12 protein-coding genes and 2 pseudogenes are annotated in these 15,532 nt (G+C 71.5%); 5 read left to right on the forward strand and 9 right to left on the reverse strand.

What is annotated here, in order from left to right:
* Positions 1–411: pseudogene (locus ACFW5B_RS24005) on the reverse strand (hypothetical protein); the annotation flags it as partial.
* A 354-nt stretch (positions 412–765) separates the two neighbouring features.
* Entirely contained in the window at positions 766–2,106 is a 1,341-nt protein-coding gene (locus ACFW5B_RS24010; RefSeq protein WP_386443119.1) for a diacylglycerol/lipid kinase family protein, read from the reverse strand.
* A gap of 465 nt (positions 2,107–2,571) precedes the next feature.
* Here ACFW5B_RS24010 and ACFW5B_RS24015 point away from each other — a divergent pair, with 465 nt between their 5' ends.
* From ACFW5B_RS24015 to ACFW5B_RS24025, 3 genes and pseudogenes are all read left to right on the forward strand, one after another.
* Complete coding sequence (locus ACFW5B_RS24015) at positions 2,572–5,277, forward strand: SpoIIE family protein phosphatase (protein ID WP_386443122.1); 2,706 nt, start codon at positions 2,572–2,574, stop codon at positions 5,275–5,277.
* Positions 5,278–5,374: 97 nt separating this feature from the next.
* Positions 5,375–5,920, forward strand: coding sequence for a PadR family transcriptional regulator (locus ACFW5B_RS24020; RefSeq protein ID WP_386443312.1), 546 nt, complete (start codon positions 5,375–5,377; stop codon positions 5,918–5,920).
* Between the two features lie 122 nt (positions 5,921–6,042).
* Positions 6,043–6,429 (forward strand): annotated as a pseudogene (locus ACFW5B_RS24025) (alpha/beta hydrolase); the annotation flags it as partial.
* A 138-nt stretch (positions 6,430–6,567) separates the two neighbouring features.
* Here the strand turns inward: ACFW5B_RS24025 and ACFW5B_RS24030 are convergent.
* The 5 genes from ACFW5B_RS24030 to ACFW5B_RS24050 form a co-directional block, all read right to left on the reverse strand.
* Positions 6,568–7,188: a hypothetical protein gene (locus ACFW5B_RS24030; RefSeq protein ID WP_386443125.1), complete on the reverse strand. Its 621-nt coding sequence runs from the start codon at positions 7,186–7,188 to the stop codon at positions 6,568–6,570.
* 406 nt (positions 7,189–7,594) lie between these two features.
* Positions 7,595–7,822 carry a helix-turn-helix domain-containing protein gene (locus ACFW5B_RS24035; protein ID WP_386443128.1) on the reverse strand — a complete coding sequence of 76 codons (228 nt, stop codon included), beginning with the start codon at positions 7,820–7,822 and terminating at the stop codon, positions 7,595–7,597.
* Positions 7,822–8,319, reverse strand: coding sequence for a DUF2975 domain-containing protein (locus ACFW5B_RS24040; protein WP_386443131.1), 498 nt, complete (start codon positions 8,317–8,319; stop codon positions 7,822–7,824). The genes ACFW5B_RS24035 and ACFW5B_RS24040 overlap by 1 nt, the downstream gene beginning before the upstream one ends.
* Before the next feature lie 208 nt (positions 8,320–8,527).
* Positions 8,528–9,034: an ATP-binding protein gene (locus tag ACFW5B_RS24045; protein WP_386443133.1), complete on the reverse strand. Its 507-nt coding sequence runs from the start codon at positions 9,032–9,034 to the stop codon at positions 8,528–8,530.
* 606 nt (positions 9,035–9,640) lie between these two features.
* Positions 9,641–10,078 (reverse strand): hypothetical protein, encoded by a 438-nt coding sequence (locus ACFW5B_RS24050; protein WP_386443136.1) that lies wholly within the window; start codon positions 10,076–10,078, stop codon positions 9,641–9,643.
* A gap of 314 nt (positions 10,079–10,392) precedes the next feature.
* Here ACFW5B_RS24050 and ACFW5B_RS24055 point away from each other — a divergent pair, with 314 nt between their 5' ends.
* Positions 10,393–11,436, forward strand: coding sequence for a LuxR C-terminal-related transcriptional regulator (locus ACFW5B_RS24055; RefSeq protein ID WP_386443139.1), 1,044 nt, complete (start codon positions 10,393–10,395; stop codon positions 11,434–11,436).
* A 191-nt stretch (positions 11,437–11,627) separates the two neighbouring features.
* Here ACFW5B_RS24055 and ACFW5B_RS24060 read toward each other — a convergent pair whose 3' ends face one another.
* Entirely contained in the window at positions 11,628–12,056 is a 429-nt protein-coding gene (locus ACFW5B_RS24060; RefSeq protein ID WP_386443141.1) for a hypothetical protein, read from the reverse strand.
* A 14-nt stretch (positions 12,057–12,070) separates the two neighbouring features.
* Positions 12,071–12,757 carry an alpha/beta fold hydrolase gene (locus ACFW5B_RS24065; protein ID WP_386443144.1) on the reverse strand — a complete coding sequence of 229 codons (687 nt, stop codon included), beginning with the start codon at positions 12,755–12,757 and terminating at the stop codon, positions 12,071–12,073.
* Between the two features lie 263 nt (positions 12,758–13,020).
* On the opposite strand from ACFW5B_RS24065, the gene ACFW5B_RS24070 reads away from it, so the two are divergent.
* The gene (locus ACFW5B_RS24070) at positions 13,021–15,357 is read left to right on the forward strand and encodes an ATP-binding protein (protein ID WP_386443146.1); all 2,337 of its coding nucleotides are present in this window, start codon (positions 13,021–13,023) and stop codon (positions 15,355–15,357) included.
* Positions 15,358–15,532 lie beyond the last annotated feature (175 nt).

Raw genomic sequence — 15,532 nt, forward strand, 5'->3', positions numbered from 1 at the left:
GTCGGAGGCGCCGACGGGGTTGTTGGGCGGGTGGTAGAGGCGCTTCTTCGATTCGGGCAGGAGGTAGAGCCCGGAGAGGAAGAAGGTCATTGCGGCGTTGTGGTCGCGGGCGAGCTTGCGGAAGCGGGGGAAGAGGCCGTTGCCGACCTCGCCCGCCCCGTCCCAGGAGAAGACCACGAACTGTGGTGGCTTCTGGCCCGGTTGCAGCTTCTCCGGTGCGGGCGGCTGGTTGGGCTGCTTTCCGGTGTATGCGGTCGAGCCGTCGCCGATCGGTTTCGTCCGGGAGGTCTTCCCGGGCTTGGCCGAAACCTTGCCGGAATCCGACGTATCGGGGGAGCAGCCCGCGACGGACAGCGCCGTCGCCGCACCCACCCCGAGTCCGAGCATTCCTCGCCGACTGATCTCACGCATAACGGCCCTCATCGCATTTCATCGCCCTGTAGTGCCCCAATGGGCGCCCAGAGAGATGGGCGCACGGACGCCGGGGTTCCGTCGCGGCCGGCGAAACTCACAAGGTGGATTGAGTGACGACGGAGGGTCGTTATCCGGTCACTGATGCGCTGTGGCGGCGGAGGGGCGGAGGGGGCACGAAGGACGGTGTCGGTGTCTCCGTCGGCGTCTTCATCGGCGTCTTCGTCGGCGGCGGAGCTAAGAGGAGCGGCGAGGCGAGGGGAGGAGAGGAGAAGCGGGGAGCGGAGAGGAGCGGCGTACGACATGCCGAGGAGGACATCCGTCCCCACCAGCCTCTCCCCCCACCGGCACCGATCAGCCGGTGTTCCGCCCCGCTGCCGTCTTCCCCACCGTCAGGGCCAGCCTGCGCACCCTGCGCCAATTCATCGGCGGCTTGCCGCGCGGGGTGCCGGGGCGGTTGCGGGGGAGCCGTACCCGCAGGGCGCCGGGCTCGATCCAGCAGCGTACGGGCGTGGGCACGGTCAGGGCCTCGCCGTCGACACCGGCCGGGACGACGGGCGCATCGGCATCGACGACCACCTCCTGGGCGGCGAGTGAGGTCAGCCCCGGCCCATGCCTCCCGCGCAGCATCGCGGCGGCCTGGACCGCGTTGTCGACCTGGACACCGAGCACCCCCAGGACACCGGAGTCGAGCCGCTCCCGCCGCCCCAGCCCCGCCGGATCTCCCATCCGGTAGGGGTTGTTGCTCACCAGGACGGCTTGCGGCGCATCGACGGTCACGGCGCCGGCGTGCACCGTCAGGCGCGGTCCGCTGTGGTGGGTCAGCAGGTCCGGCAGCATCTGAAGCGTGGTCCGGGCCTTGTCGTCGCGATAGGCCGGGCTCTGCACCACGGTCGCGTACGCGCCGAAGGAGGCGTTGTTCACGAACACGCGCCCCGGGCCTTCCGCCGTGGGCTGCCCCACGTCGACGAAGCCCAGGTCGATGCGCAACTCGACGCCGTCGGTGAGCGCCTGCAGACAGGCCGCGGGATCCTCCCGGTCGAGCCCGAGATCCATGGCGAAGTGGTTGCGGGTCCCGGCGCAGATGACGACGAACGGAACGTTGCGCGCCGCCGCCACGCCCGCGACCAGCGCCTGCGTACCGTCGCCACCGGCCACACCGAGCAGGTCGGCACCGTCGTCGACGGCCCGCCGCGCCAGCTCGGCCACGTCCTGCGGCTGCGCGGGATCCAGCTCGACGACCTCGGCGCCGAGGGCCCTGGCCCGTTCCACCAGGTGAAATGCGCCGACCTTGCCGCCGCCCGAGCGCGGGTTCATGATCAGGAAGGCATGTTCCGGAGGGGTGGCCGGGCGTTCCGGTACATGTGCCTGGCCGGTGCCCTGCGCCAGTGCCGTTCTGCCCGTGAAGACGGCCACCGTCCACAGGGCCAGCGACACGAGCACCACCCACAGCAGCCCGGCAATCGCGTAGAGCACCAGTACAGCTATCGGCGTGGCGGCCGCCAGCACAAACGCGAGCCCCCTGATCACACCGGTATGCGCCAGCACCCACCACAAGCCGGCCGCCGTCGCGGCCAGCCCCGCCAGCCCCACGCCCACCAGCGCGATGCTCCGCAGCCCGGCGAACACCAGCAGGACCAGCACCGCCGCCACTCCCGCCACCAGCGCCAGCCGTGCGGCCCAACGCCTGTCCACCCGCACCCGCCTCCCGCCGATTCCGCCGCCTTTCCCCTTCTCCATTGCACGAGCGCAGGCGACGAAGCGCATCATCTGGGCGCGGGGCCCACCGCCGGGCGCTACGTGGCGGGCGTCCGGCCGAGCGCGTCGACTCGACTCGACTCGACTCGACTCGACTCGACTCGATTCGAGCCGAGTCCAGTCCGGTCCATTGAGGTCCTACCGTGGACGTAGGGACGGCACCGGTCGCACAGGGGTGACCGGGACGGCACTCTGAAGGTGCGTCCTGGGGCATCACCACCCGGGAGCGGCCGTCGTCCGAGCCGACACGTTCCCTGACAGCCGGCCGCCGTCAGGCCGTTCTTCCTGGTCGGCTTGGCCGAGCGCCGGACCGTCCTGAGGGCCCGGGGTACCAGCCCGGGGCGACCGTCCGGCGGGCCGAGACCCGGTCGCCTTCCCCAGCGACAACGGGAAAGGAGGGGCATGGTGGCCGCACGAGCGCGGAGATCCGGCCGCGGCGGGCGCACGGGCTCCCGCTCCGTGCTGAGCGTGCACAGCGTCGTCGGCCAGATGTTTCTGTTGCAGTTGGCGGTCATCGTGCTGCTCTGCGTCGGCGCCGCCTTCGCCCTCGTCATCGACGCCCAGCACGCCGGCACACACGAGGCCAGCCGGCGGTCACTGAGTGTGGCCGAATCCGTCGCCCATGCGCCGGGGATCGAGGCGGCCATGCGGTCCCGGGATCCCACGGCGGTGCTCCAGCCCCGGGCCGAGGCGATCAGGGTGGGGTCCGGGGTCGATTTCGTCGTCGTCGTGAACCGGGACGGCATCCGCTACACGCACCCCAAGCCGAACCGGATCGGCAAACACTTCAGCGCCGATCTCACTGCGGTGATGGCCGGGCAGACGAAGACGGAGACGACCAAGGGCACGCTCGGCCCCCAGGTCCGGGCCTCGGTGCCCATCAGGGATCCGCAGGGCCGGGTGATCGGCGCGGTCGTCGCCGGGATCACCACCAAGAGCGTCAGCGGCACCCTCAACCGGCAGGTGCCGGTGGTCCTGGCCGCCGCGGCCGCCGCGATGGCCGTCACCACAGGCGGGGCGGCGGTGCTGAGCCGGCGACTGCTGCGGCAGACGCACGGCCTGGGCCCGGCCGAGATCACCCGGCTCTACGAGCACCATGACGCGGTGCTGCACTCCGTCCGGGAAGGGGTCCTGATCATCGACGAGGACCGCCGGCTGCTGCTCGCCAACGACGAGGCCCGCCGCCTGCTCGACCTCCCCGCCGATGCCGAGGGCCGGCACGTCGACGCCCTCGGCCTCGCCCCGCGCACCGCCGCCCTGCTGGCCTCGGGCCGCCCGGCCAGCGACGAGCTGCACTCGGCCGGGGACCGGCTCCTCGCCGTCAACCAGCGCCCCACCGGGGGGCAGGGCCGCCCCGAGGGCACCGTCGCCACTCTCCGCGACTCCACCGAACTGCATGCCCTGTCGGGGAAGACGGAGGCGGCCCGGACCCGGCTGAACGTCATGTACGAGGGCAGCGTCCGCATCGGCTCGACCCTGGACGTGACCCGGACCGCCCAGGAGCTGGCGGAGGCGGCGGTACCACGGTTCGCCGACTTCGTCACCGTCGACCTGGCCGAGCCGGTGCTGCGCGGCGAGGAGCCGCACGGCACACCGATGACGCTGCGCCGCACCGCCACCGTCGGCATCCGTGACGACCATCCGCTCTACCCCACCGGTGAACGGATCACCTTCCGGCCCTCGACACCCCAGGCCAGAGGGATGACGGCGGGAGGCGCACGGATCGAACCGGACCTGCGCACGGCTCACGGCTGGCAGGCCCAGGACCCCGAACGCGCCCGCCGGATGCTCGACTACGGCATCCACTCCCTCATTGCCGCCCCGTTGTACGCCCGCGGTCTCGTCGTCGGCGTGGCCAACTTCTGGCGCTCGGAACGGACCGCACCGTTCGAGGACGACGATCTGGCCCTGGCCGAGGAACTCTGCGCCCGCGCCGCGGTCTGTATCGACAACGCCCGCCGCTACGCCAGGGAACACCACATGGCGGTCGCCCTCCAGCGCAGCCTGCTGCCCCGGAGCCTGCCCGCCCAGAGCGCCCTGGACGTGGCCTACCGCTACCTTCCCGCACAGGCCGGGGTGGGCGGCGACTGGTTCGACGTCATCCCGCTCTCCGGTGCCCGGGTCGCCCTGGTCGTCGGCGATGTCGTCGGCCACGGGGTCCAGGCGTCGGTCACCATGGGCCGGCTACGGACCGCGGTCCGTACCCTGGCCGATATCGATCTGCCGCCGGACGAGCTGCTCACCCACTTCGATGACATCGTGCTGCGGCTGGCCGCCGAGGCCGCGACCGAGTCCGGCGTCGAAGCCGACGGGTCCCGTCTCGCCGCTCCCGGCGACGTCGGCGCCACCTGCCTGTACGCCGTCTACGACCCGGTCTCCCGGCACTGTTCACTGGCCCGCGCCGGCCATCCCACGCCGGCCGTGGTCACCCCGGACGGCCGTGCTCACGTTCTCGACGTACCGCCTGGGCCGCCGCTGGGACTGGGCGGGCTGCCCTTCGAGGCTGTCGAGGTCGATCTGCCCGAAGGCAGCCTGCTGGCCCTCTTCACCGACGGCCTCATCGAGACCCGCGGCCGCGATCCCGACGAGCAGCTCGAGCTGCTGTGCAGCACCCTCGCCCGGCCCGCCGCGTCCGTGGAGGCGGTCTGCGACAACGTCCTGGACGCACTGCCCCCGCCCCGGCCCGACGACGACATCGCGCTGTTGGTCGCCCGCACCCACGCCCTGGGGGACGACCGGGTCGCCAGTTGGGACGTGCCCTCCGATCCTGCCGTGGTCGCCCGGACCCGGCGCGACGCGACCGCGCAACTGACGGCCTGGGGGCTGCATGACGCCGTGTTCACCACCGAGCTGGTGGTGAGCGAACTGGTCACCAACGCCATCCGCTACGGGCAGCCACCCATCCAGCTGCGGCTGATCCACGACCGAAGCCTCATCTGCGAGGTCTCCGACTCCCGCGACACCGCCCCGCATTTGCGCCGGGCCCGCGTCTTCGACGAGGGCGGACGGGGCCTCCTCCTGGTCGCCCAGCTCACCCAGCGCTGGGGCACCCGGCACGCCAGGCGGGGCAAGACCATCTGGGCGGAGCAGGACCTGACCGTCGGCTGAACGGCGCCGGCTGCGCCGCGACGCAGGCCGCCTGCCGTTCCGGATCGCACCGTGCCGACGTCGTCGGCCAGCAGGCGGCCACGGCCTTCGGTGGCCGCTGTTGGAGGGCGAGGCGTCCGGATACGACCTCGCCAAGGGGTCCGATGCAACGGTCGCCGACTTCTGGATGGCGACGCCCCAGCAGCTCTACCGGGAGCTGGAGCGGATGGAGAGCGAGGGGATGGTCACCGCCCGCGTCGTCGAGCAGGAGCGCCGCCCCGACAAGCGGCTCTTCTCGTTGACGCAGGCCGGGCTGGAAGCCGTGCATGCGTATACGGCCGAAACCCCGGGCAGGCCGGCGGTGGTCCGAGATGAACTGATGGTCAAGGTGCAGTGTGCAGACGTCGGCGACATCGAGGCGGTACGGGCGGCCATTGCCGAACGCATGGAGTGGGCTACCGGCAAACTGGCCCACTACGAGCGGTTTCGACAGCGCCTGCTCGGCGGGCGGTCGGAGGAGGCGTACTTCGCCGAGGCCGAGCGTATCGGCCCGTACCTGACCCTGTTGCGCGGGATGGCGCTCGAACGAGAGAACCTCCAGTGGGGGGACATGGCGCTCCGCAGACTCGACCAGCGCCTGAACGCCCTCCGGGCCAACGACTGAGCGCACAAGACGGGATGGCGCGACGGGAGCGCTCACCTCATCTCATCGCGCTCAGGAACGGCCGGACGCACGGCAGGCGGAGCCGCTCCGGGCAGGCGTCCACCTCCTCCGGGTGGCCGCCCTCCGGTGACGCCCCTGGCGCCGGCCGTCTCGACCAGGCCCTGGTGGCCGACCCGGCGCGGGGCATGCTCGCGGACCTGACCGACCCCGAGGTGCTGCCCCACTGGCTCACCGAACAGGACCTGGACGCGCTCACCGGGAGCTGTGCCAACGGCTTCACCGGTGCCCTGAACTGGTACCGCAGCGTGGACCGCGACTGGGAGCTGACCGCCGCCTGGCACGGCGCGGTCGTCAGTCCGCCCGCGCTGTACATGTACGGCGACCGCGACCTGGTCCCGGCATTCCCGGGCGTGCCCGAACTCATTGCGAAACTCCCGGAGTTGATGCCCAACTTGCGTCGCGAGCCGATTGCGCTGCAGGGCTGCGGCCACTGGACCCAGCAGGAGCGGCGAGGTGGGTGTCAGTGCCGTGGTGGTTGGGAGGGCCGGCTGACGATGCCACCGCCGTCGCCACCGCCCAGCGCGGCGATGCCTGGACGCGGCGATCCGGCGGGGCCACCTCGCGGGCGAGGGCGACCGGGGCTCGCCCTATTCGCTCAGCCCCACGACGCCCCAGCCCCGTCGGGCTGCTCCGGCCAGGACGCGGCCCCACTCCTCCAACAGGGCGGTGAACGCCTCGAAGCCGGGCAACCAGCGCGCCGCAGGAACGGCGGCATGCTCGTCAAAGGCCCCGCGCAACCCGCCGAGCCGGGGCCGTACCCCCTCCCATGTCGCGGCCAGTTCCCGAACACTGTCCGGCGACCGCCCGATCAGGAGGCCGTAGGAGCATCCAAGGTCATCACAGAAGAAGCCCGCATCCGTGTGCTCCGCCTCGCCGTCCGGACCATCCCAGATCAGTCCCAGCAGCAAGGCGTCCAACCCGGTCCGCAGCGTCGGGTCGGCGTGGTCGCGGAGGGACTCCCATCGTTCCCCGGCCCAGAAGTGGGGCTTGAACGAGCCGCAGGTGCGCAGGAACTCGTAGACGGCGAAGAAGGCGCCGTCGGGTCCTCGCGGCCATTCCCAGTCTCCCTTGACCGCCGGTGCGCCGTGGTCCCACAGCCCCGTCTCGTCGGCGTACCAGGCATCCCTCAACCGCGACAGCCGCTCCGGAGGTGGCACTTCCCCCAGCCATGACCAGTCAACGATCAGCACAGTGATGTCCAGTCCCATGGGGCGAGGCTACTGATCACCCCGATACGACAGTGACCTTCGTGGGCAGCCGTGCTGGTCCTGGCACCAACCGTTCACGTGCGGTGCGGAGTTGCCTGAATGTGTCAACACGGCTCTCATGAGCAGCTCATAAAGCCGCCACCGGACGTGCCTGATGCGCTCCGGCGGAATCGTTCGCATCCGTCATGCCGTCAGGGTCCGCACGCTGTGTCATGACGGCTTGATGGCCACATGGTGGAGAGAGGTGACAACGCGCCGCGACCGCCTCCGCCCGCTCGGCCATCGCACCGTCCGGCCTTCAGCCGACGGCATACCGGACGCACGCAGCGCGGGCCCGTTTCGTAGCGGCAGCATCCATAGCCACTGGCTCCGGCCCCTGCCCGTGACTGTAGCCACCGCGAGCACCTCACCTAGGGCCGTCCGTCCCCTCGTCGGGTACCCAGCGCAGTACGTCGCCGGGTTGGCAGTCGAGAGTGCGGCAGATCGCGTCGAGGGTCGTGAAGCGCACCGCCTTTGCGCGGCCGTTCTTCAGTACGGCGATGTTGGCGGGCGTGATGCCGACGGCATCGGCGAACTCGCCGACCGACAGGCCGCGTTTGGCGAGCTGGACGTCGAGGTCGACGATGATGGCCACTAGACCACCTCGGCGATTTCGGTCTGCAGATCCGTCGCCTTGTGCAGGAGGCTGCGCATGATGACGATGAGCATCGCGAACGACGCCCCCACGCCAACGCTCGCGACCGCGGCGCCCAGTGCACCGATGAGCTCCATGCCGTCATTGGGTGAGGGAATGTCGGTCAGGGCCAGATGCACGGTGACGCCGATCGCCAGCAACGTCGCCACGATCGAGGACCCGATGATGAGGTCGACCCAGCGGAAGGCCCGCGACGTGAAGAGGGCGTCGCGCTGGACCATGGTGAGCAGCATCCACACTGCGGCGAGGGCGACTTGGATGCAGGCGATGCCGAGGATCGCCACCGTCACATAGGGCACAGCGAACGGGGCGTACGGCGGGAACTTGTCGACCTCATCGGCTGCCGTCGTCGGGATGACCACGGTCTGGCCGAACAGGCCGAACGAGATCGCTGTGGCGATGCCGGCCCGGAGTGCGGTGATGTAGAAGCTATGCATGTATCGATTGTCGATGGGTTTCTATCGAAAATCAATAGCTGGCCGTCGTGTCGATCCCGTTCCGCCGTGTCCCGGCCTGTGGTGTCCCGTTCCGTCGTGTCCTGCGCCGGCGCTGGTCGCGGCCGGCATGACGCCTTCGGCCAGGGTCACAGCCGCGGCGTCACCGGCCCAATGGCCGACGAAGATCTGTTGGCGTCAAGGGGTGGGGTCAAGCGACCTGGTCCGCCGCGGGCAAGCGGGCCCAGTGTGTCGCCCCGGCCTCGTGGCTGCGGGTGCCGTGTGCGGTGGCCAGGGTGTCGACGATGTCCAGGCCGCGCCCGTGTTCTTCCGGGGTGCAGGATGCCGTCCAGGCTCCCTTGCGTGTGCTCGGACCGCCGTCGGTGATTCCGACCCACACCCGTCGGCCGGTCCGTTCACGCAGCACATGCAGGGCCAGTGGCGGCTGCGCGTGCTCGACGGCGTTGGTCACCAGCTCGGACACGACCAGCAGGACCGATGTGGCTGCTTCCTCGGTGACCTGCCATCGGTGCAGCAAGGACCCGACGATCCGGCGGGCCTGACCGACCGACTCCGGACGGTGCGCGAGACGGCACGTCGTGTGGTTGCCGGAGAGGGCGGCGTCCGCAGAGCGGCCGGGAGCTTCCCGGGGCTGCCGCCGGCGGCGCTGCGTGTCGGTTTCCGGGGCGGGCGGGATCAGGGCGGGGTGGGTTTCCATGGTCGTCTGCCGGAGGTGAGGCGTCGGTGATCTCAGCGAGCTCGGTGAGGTCCGTGGTCTGTGGCCTCGGGGCTCGGTGCCGGGGGGCTCGGATGTCCGTGGGCTCGGTGGTCTTGGCGAATCCCTGTGAGGTCAGCGATCGAGTGCATCCACCGTGCGCCGTGACCGCCCGCCGAAACAGGCGGAGATATACGTGAACCGCCACCCGCATACGCACTACCTACCTGTGACCTGGACAGCGCCGGTCCGGTCGCCGACCGTACGAGAACCGCCGCCTGCCTCGTACGAGCCCCGTACACGCCTGGGGCGGGCGCCTGCGGCAAGCCCCAGAGGCATGCTTCACCGGCACCGCGTGGGTACCCACGGCGTACCCCGCAAGTACCCCCTGGCCGAGTACCCCTCCGGGTGTTTCTCCCCTCACAGGGGCAGGCGTTCTGCCCGCATGATCGCTGTCACGACATCCGCGAGGCGGCGCCCGTTCGCGAGGCAGCCCGTCACTTCCGGGGGGTGAGGCACCGCCGCCGGGGGCAGCAGGGCACAGCACGTTCGGCGCCTCCGCCCACCATCCGAGGAGTGCTCATCAACACCGCCGATGTGGACGACAGATCATGCGCGCACTACCGGGCCGCGCGGCTGCTGCACGACCAGGACGGTCCGCTGGAGGAGGTTGCCGGGCAGTTGCTCGACGCCGAACCCGCCGGCCGGATGTGGGTCGTCGGCGCGATGCGGGCCGCCGCACGCCTGGCCACGGCTCGCGATGACACCGAAGCGGCTGTGGCGTACCTGCGGCGGGCCGTGCGCGAACTGCCCAGCGCGGGCCGGGGCGCGCTCCTGGCCGAACTCGGCCGTGCGGAGGCACCGGCTCATCCGGCGGCGGCGGTACGGCACTTGTGTACCTCGCTGGACGAGCTCACCACCCCTTCGGAGCGGCAGGACGTGGTGCCCGTACTGGCCGATGCCCTGGCGCGCGGCCAGCGCGGCTGTCAGGCGGCCGAGCTTCTCGAACGTGAGGCCCGGGTGCTGGCAGCGAGCGATCCGCCGCACGACGATGCCGTGTTCGGCCTGCGGTTGCAGCGCGTGCTGATCGAGCTGAACGACCTGAACAAGCGGCCTTGGGTGAGCGAAAGGCTGGCCGAGCTGGCGGCCGACGGCGCAGGGGAAGAGGCCCGTAACGGGTTCCGCGACCGGGCACGGGAGCGCGAACGGGCGGTGCGGGCCGTGCGAGCGGCGCTGGCGGTCGGCAGTCCTGACGACGCGGCCACCGCGGCCTCGTACGCCCGCGATGCGCTGGACGCACCACCCCCGCAGGACGAGGGTGTCATAGCCGTGACCGGGCTGGCCGCCCTGGCCCTGGTCTGGTGGACCGGCCGGACGAGACCACGGATTACCTCAACTCCCTGTCGGAATGCGCCCGGTGGCACGACTCCGCCCCGGCACGGACGGTGCTCGCGATGGGACGGAGCGAGGCGGCCTACCGCGCCGGCCGTCTTCCGCAGGCCCTGGACGCGGCACACCGCTGGTACGACCTGGCCTCGGCCGCGCGCGGAAACCCCATGGTTCCCCTCGCCGTCGCCGGCGTCCTGCGCGTACTGGTGGAGACCGGACGGCACGCGGAAGCTTGGCCGCTGCTCCGCTCGGTCGACCCCGAGCGGTACGGCACCGGGTGGCAGTGGGCCCACCTTCTGGAAGCGCGGGCGCGGCTCCATCTGGCGCGCGGCGACCTGAACCCGGCGCTGGAGGACCTCCAGGAGTGCGGCCGCCGCCAGATCGCCTGGCAGCGCGACAACCCCGCCATCCTTCCGTGGCGCTCCCTCGCCGCCCTCACCCACCTCGCCCTGGACCGCCCCGAGCAGGCCGCCCGCCTGGCGCACCAGGAGTGGGAGCAGGCCCAGGGCTGGGGGACACCCCGCACGCTCGGCATCAGTCTGCGTACGGTTGGCATCACCACGCGCGGCCGGCACGCCCGGAAGCCGCTGGAGGAGTCCATCGACCTGCTCGAAGAGGCCGGAGCCACCCTCGAACAGGCCCGGTCGCTCATCGAATACGGCACCGTGCGCTGCGCGGCGGGCCACACCCGGCTGGCCCGTGAGGTGACCCTCCGGGCGCTGACCCTCGCCCGGCAGTGCGGGGCCGTCGAACTCGCCGATCTGGCGCGCGACCGCCTGCGTGCCTTCGGCGCGCGCCCCCGCAGAGCGCATGCGACCGGCATCTCGGCGCTGACCGACAGCGAACGCAGGGTCGCGGTACTGGCCGCCCGTGGACTGACCAACCGGGAGATCGCGGAGACCCTGTTCATCACGCGGCGGACCGTCGAGAACCATTTGACCAGCGGATTCCGCAAGCTGGGGATCTCGGGCAGGCGGGCGTTGGCGCCGCTCCTCGAGCGCGAGGGGCGACCATGACCGCCGCTCGTGACGCCCGTTTGTGACGACCGTTTGTGATGGCTGCGTGTGTGCCCGCTCGTCACCAAACAGGCATGTCCCATCGGTCTTCGTTCGTGACGGACACGGAAGCCGGCCGGCCGCGCCCGTCCGTGCTGTACGGACGGCCGCGGCCAGGGGTGGCGGGCCGTAGTCCCGGGCCGGGCCTCGCCCTACTTGGCCCGTTCCAGCCCCGCATACTGCAGCGCGCCGAAGACCATCACGGCGACGCCCAGGAACACGACGTAGGCGTAGCCGAACGGGGTGATCGGGAACCAGGCTTTTCCGACGGCGATGATCGCCAGGCAGCCGGCCGCCCACACGGCGTTGAGGACGACGGCGCTGACGCCGATCGCCCGGATGACGGCCGGGCGGGTGCCCGCGTACCAGAGCACGGCGGCGTACAGGGTCAGGAACACGCCCTGCGCCCAGTGCAGCCAGGCAGGCAGACCGAGCAGGGCATCCAGTGCCGAGGCGCCCAGCATGCTGAGCGCGGCGACGAGCCCGGAGACGGTGCCGTCCAGCTTCAGGGCGAAGCGCAACAGCTCATCGTTTCCGGCGGCACGGGGCGTACGGGGACGGGTGGTTGCTTCGTCAACCATGTGGGGGCTTCTCCTCAGAGCGCGCTGACGGCGGCGCGGGTGATCAGGTGGGCGATGTCCTGGGCGTGCGAGAGGGGGGAGGAGTGGCTGGACGGCACCGAGGTGGTCACCGCCCGCATCCGCTCGGCCATGAAGCGCTGCGCTTCCGGCGGCAGGGCGTTGTCCGCCTCCGCCACCTGGTACCAGGAGGGCAGCGAGCGCCAGGCGGGCTCGCCCGACGGGGATTCCAGGCAGGTCAGCGCGGAGGGCTTCTGGACCGCCGTGAGCACCTGGGCGCGCACCGCCGGCACGTCGGCCGCGAACACCTCCCGGTAGCACTCCGGATCCAGGCCGCACAGCCCGTCCTCCTGCGGCAGGACCGCCTTGCTCACCGTCGCGCCGAACCGCTGGAGGATCTGGAAGCCGCTCTCGCGCTCGTCGGGAGCGAAAGCCGCCACGTACACCAGCGCGGCGACGTTCGACGACCCCACGGCCGCGTTGGTGATCACCGTCCCGCCGTAGGACCAGCCCACCAGGACGACCGGACCCGATATCTGCTGCAGCACCCGCTGCGTGGCGGCCACGTCGTCCGCCAGAGAGGTCAGCGGCAACTGCACCGCCGTCACCCGGTGTCCGGCGTCGTGCAGAAACGGAATGACCTCGCTCCAACTGGACCCGTCGTGCCACAACCCGTGTACCAACACCACATTTGCCACGGTCATCGATTCCTCTGCTCGTCTTCGGCTCGTATCCGGAACGGCCGGGCCCGTCGTCCGCGTCTCGGCAGCCCGCTCGCGGGAGTCCGGGGGTGCTCGCCGCCGTGCGGGGGACAGCACGGCGGCGAGCGGCGGAGGGCCCCGCACGAGGAACCAGACTGCCGGGCCGGAAACGTCCGCGGATCACGGAATCTCCGTGAGAATTGGCCCTGTCCACAGGCCGGCGGCAGCAGATTGCCGGGTCCGCAGCGGGCGTCTACGGTGTGGGCATGGGCGGCACTGTCCGGGGAGCCGGCACTCTGCCGGCCGAGATGACCCGGTTCATCGGACGACGGAGTGAGCTCGCGCAGGCCAGGAAGCTGCTGTCGCGTGGGCGGCTGCTGACGCTGACCGGGCCGGGCGGGATCGGGAAGACGCGGTTGGCGCTGCGGATCGCCGCCGAGGTGCAGCGGTCGTTCCCCCGTGGCGTGTGGCTGGTGGAACTGGCCGCGCTGGAGGACGGGGACCGGCTGGCGCAGACCGTGGCGGCACGCCTGCGGGTGGGCAATGAAGCACTCGGCGATCCACTGACCCGGCTCGTGGAGCACACGGCCGGTGAGCGGATGCTGCTCGTGCTGGACAACTGCGAGCACGTACTCGATGCCAGTGCGGAACTGGTCGCCACCCTGCTGAGCGCGGCGCCGGATCTGCAGGTGCTGGCGACGAGCCGTCAGATGCTGGGGGTGTCCGGGGAACATGTGCTTCCGGTGCCCTCGATGCTGCTGTCCGAGGACAACGGCCGGTCCCCGGAAGTGAGCGACCCGGTGACGCTGTTCGCCGACAGGGCGGCCGCGATGCGCCCCGACTTCGTCCTCACCCCGGAGAACGCCAGGGTGATCCATGAGATCTGCCGCCGGCTGGACGGTGTACCGCTGGCGATCGAACTGGCCGCCGCCCGCCTGCGGGTCCTCTCGGCGCAGGAGATCCTGCACCGCCTCGACGACCGCTTCGCGTTGCTGACGGCGGGTTCGCGCACCGCGCTGCCCCGGCAGCGCACCCTCCGGGCGGCGATCGACTGGAGCCATGACCTGTGCACGGACCAGGAACGCCTGATGTGGTCCCGGCTGTCCGTGTTCGCCGGCGGCTTCGATCTCCAGGCGGCCGAGCACGTCTGCAGCGGGGACGGCATCGCGCAACGCGACGTACTCGATCTCGTCGTCGGCCTGGTGGACAAGTCCGTCCTGGCCGGCGAGGAGCGCGGGGCGCGGATGCGCTACTGGCTGCCGGACACCCTGCGCCAGTACGGACTTGAGCAACTGGCCGCGTCGGGTGCGGAGCAGGCGCTGCGCGAGCGGCACCGGGACTGGTACCGGTCGGTGGCCGAGCAGGCCGAGGCCGAATGGTTCGGCCCCGGCCAGCTGGCCTGGTTCACCCGGCTGCGGGCGGAACACCCCAATATGCAGGCCGCGTTGGAGTTCAGCCTGAGCGATCCCGGCCAGGCGCAGACGGCGATGGGCCTGGCCTCCTCCCTGTGGATCCACCGGCTCGGCTTCGGTTCCTTCAACGAGGGCCGTGGCTGGCTGGGCCGGGCCCTGGCACTCGCCGAAGAGCCGAGCCCCCTGCGGGCGAAGGCCCTGTTCGTCGACGGACTGCTGGCCGTACTCCAAGGAGACCTCAGCGCGGCCGACCGCCGCGTGGAACAGTGCCGCGCCGTCGAAGGCGCCCTGGGAGACGTGCCGGACCTGACGCGCGCACGGGTCAATCTCGCCGGCCTCGTGGCGCTGTTCCGGCGAGACTTCGCCCAGGCCGTCCCGCTGCTGGAGGACGCCCTCGCCAGACATCGGACGGCCGGCGACGCCGGAAACGCCGCGGTCACCTCCTTCATGCTCACCACCGCCTGCACGGATCCCGACGACCCGGCCGGTACCGTCCACGCCGAGCGCTGCCTGGCCCTGTGCGAGGCTCACGACGCCCCGTGGTCCCGCACCCATGCGCTGTGGGCCCTGGGCCTGGACCACTACCGCCGCGGCCGGCACCAGCGGGCCGCCACCCTGGTCCGGCACGCCCTGCGGGAAAAGCCGCTCTCCCACGACCAGTGGGGCGTGGCCCAGTGCCTGGAGGTACTGGGCTGGTGCGCCGCCGCGGCGGGCCTCGGCGAACGCGCCGCCACCTTGATGGGCGCGGCCGACGCCACCTGGCAGGTCGCCGGCTCCGCGCTCTCCGGACTCGGCCACCTCCAGGCCGGCCACCAGCAGTGCGAGGCAGCACTGCGCACCGCCCTGGGCGACACCGGCTACGCCGCGGCCTTCGAAGCGGGCCGCCGGCTCACCCTGGAACAGTCCGTCGCCTATGCCCTGGAAGAGTCCTCGGCACCCTCCCCACCACCGCCCGCGCAGGAGGTCTCGGCGCCGCTGACCCGCCGCGAACACCAGGTCGCGGGACTGGTCGCCCGGGGTATGACCAACAAGGAGATCGCCGCCGAGCTGACGATCTCCCGCCGCACCGCCGAGGGCCACGTCGAACACATCCTGACCAAACTCGGCTTCACCTCACGGGCCCAGATCGCCGCCTGGGCAGCCACGCACCACGCGGCCGGGCCGGGGAAGAGCGGCCGGACGGCACCTTGAGTGCGTGGTGGGTACGCGGTTCAGCGTCCTCGGGGCCCGCGGCTCGGTCGCCCTGGTCCGAAGGCCGTACTCGGCTGGCAGGCGCGCCACAAGAACACTCCGGACCTCGTGCTTCCCTCGTCGGCCCCACGGCGAAGGGCGAGCGGCGAGCTGCTCGGCGTCCGGCCGAGGTGCC

Origin of the sequence: Streptomyces sp. NPDC058773 (genome assembly GCF_042746015.1) — a bacterium.
Taxonomy (GTDB): Bacteria; Actinomycetota; Actinomycetes; order Streptomycetales; family Streptomycetaceae; genus Streptomyces.